The organism is Luteibacter sp. P4_E6, from assembly GCF_056401535.1.
Genome location: NZ_JBFUJE010000617.1, coordinates 1 through 2,158 on the forward strand (window position 1 = coordinate 1; position 2,158 = coordinate 2,158).

The following is a 2,158-nucleotide window of genomic DNA, read 5'->3' on the forward strand; positions in this document are numbered from 1 at the left end:
CGCCCCAGCCACGCGATACCTCCTCCTTCAGGAAGCGGTTCTCGCGCTGGACCACCTGCATCGTCAATGCACGCGTTACAGCCATCTCGATGGTTTCCATCTCGAACGGCCGGATGACGTAGTCGGCCGCACCGACCTTCATTGCTGCAACGGCGGTCTCGATCGTCCCGTAGGCGGTCATGACGATGACCGGAATATCGTTATCGGCGTCACGCAACGCCGTAAGGAGACCGATACCGTCCAGTCGGGGCATGCGCAGGTCGGTCAGAACGAGATCGAACGAACCGGATTCGATTTTCGCGAGAGCTTCCTTGCCGTCACCAGCCTGTTCGACCTCGTGTCCCATGGACTTGAGGGAGAGTTCGAGGATGCGACGCATCTTCGCCTCGTCGTCAACCACAAGAATCCGTTTCGTCGTCATGTCCGAGGCTCTTGATGTTTGAAACAAAGGTTGAAGGAAGCACCACCCCAGGCGCTTTCACCGACCGACAAGGTGCCACCGTGCGCCTGTACGATCTGCTGCACGATGGTCAGGCCGAGGCCGATACCGCCTTCCCTGCGGCTGAAGAAGGGATCGAAGACGTGCTCCCGAAACTCGAGAGGCACGCCAGGACCGTCGTCAGCGACGCTGATCCACAGCGCATCTTCATCACGATGGGTACTGACTCGCACGCGTCCCCCATCGCCCACGAACGACAGCGCGTTCAGGATCAGGTTCAGAAAGACCTGCATGATCTGCTCGCGATCGCAGCTGATTACCACGTCACCGCCATCGGCCTGCCTCGATAGCGTTACGCCGGCGCGCTCGACGCGGGATTCCAGCAAGGCGAGGACGCTGTCGACGATCTCGAGAACGTCGTGTGACATGAAATGCGGCGGATTTGGCCGGGCGCATTCGAGCAATAGCGTCACAAGGCGGTTCAGCCGTTCGGTTTCGCTGAAGATGAAACCGATCAGTTCGCGCTGCCTGTCATCGAGGTCGGGTTCCCTTTGGAGAAGCTGTGCCGAGCTGCGCAGGATCCCCATCGGGGTGCGAACCTCGTGCGCCATGATCGCCGCCATCTCGCCGACAACGGCCAGCTTGCCGGCGCGGACGACCTGCTCGCGCGACTGCTCGAGCGCCCGGATCATGTCGGTATACGCCCGATGGAGCTCGTCGACTTCGGCGGTGGCGCCGGCGGGTATTGCCGGAAGTGACGGCTGTCCCTGGCGGAAGCCACGTGTGAACTCCGTGAGCGAAACGATCGGAGAGACAATGCGGTCAGCCAGGCGCGACGAGATCCACAGCCCGGCCAACAGGGTGACCGTGAGCACGCCCACCATGGCCCAGAGCAGTGCCCAGATGGGACCGAACGACACCGTCGTTGGTTCGATCATGAGGGTATGCCAACCCAGGCCTTCAAAAGGCGGCGACCCGTCGGACGTCGCCACCCCGACGAGAAGCGCCCCGTACCCCAGGCCGTCCCCCTCATGGACATAAGACGTGGCACCCCTGACGGGCAGATCCCACTGCGCCAGACGAAGCTGCCTTAGGTCTGGCTTAGCACGCAGCGACGCTGAGGCCCCGAGCACGTGGCCGTCGTGATCGACCAGTAGAAGCCCCCGCGTGCCACGATTCACGGCGCCGTCGAGCAGGTCCTGCACGGCGCGCCAGTCGAGGAACGCGTAGAGGTAGCCGATCGTGCCCTCGCCGAAAGCATTCGGAATGGGACTTCGCAATACGATCGCGCTCGTACCGAGCGCTCCGGAGGCCAACGTCACTGAAATCGTATCGAGACCCTGGCCGGGAACCGTCTGCCAACCGGAAAGGCCCGGTGCGTTGCCGCCGATATAAGAGGCCTCACTCGCGGCCACGACCCTTCCCTGCGCGTCGGTGCATAGCAGCACGTCGTAGACCTGGTCCTGGCCGGCCCGCAGGTTGGAGAGAAAGTTGGATAGCCGCTTGTCGACATCCTTCACCCGGATGTCCTGCATGACTTCGAGGCCCCGCCAGACACGCATGTTCTCGACATGGGAAAACAAAAAGGTATCGATGCGCTGCATCATTGCGGTGGCGCCGAAGCGAAGATTTCCTGCGATCTCGGATTGCAGGGCGCTCCGGAACTGGAAGAACGACAATGCACCGACCACGGTCATCGTGCCGAGCATGGTCCAGAAC

Annotated in this window: 2 protein-coding genes; both read right to left on the reverse strand. The window is 62.2% G+C overall.

Features of this window, described 5'->3' with window-relative positions:
* Positions 1 to 421: sigma-54-dependent transcriptional regulator (locus AC1DT2_RS21520; RefSeq protein ID WP_477298616.1), on the reverse strand; the 421-nt coding region annotated here is incomplete at its 3' end.
* A partial coding sequence (locus tag AC1DT2_RS21525; RefSeq protein ID WP_477298618.1) for a sensor histidine kinase occupies positions 418 to 2,158 on the reverse strand: 1,741 nt, incomplete at its 5' end. The genes AC1DT2_RS21525 and AC1DT2_RS21520, both read right to left, overlap by 4 nt.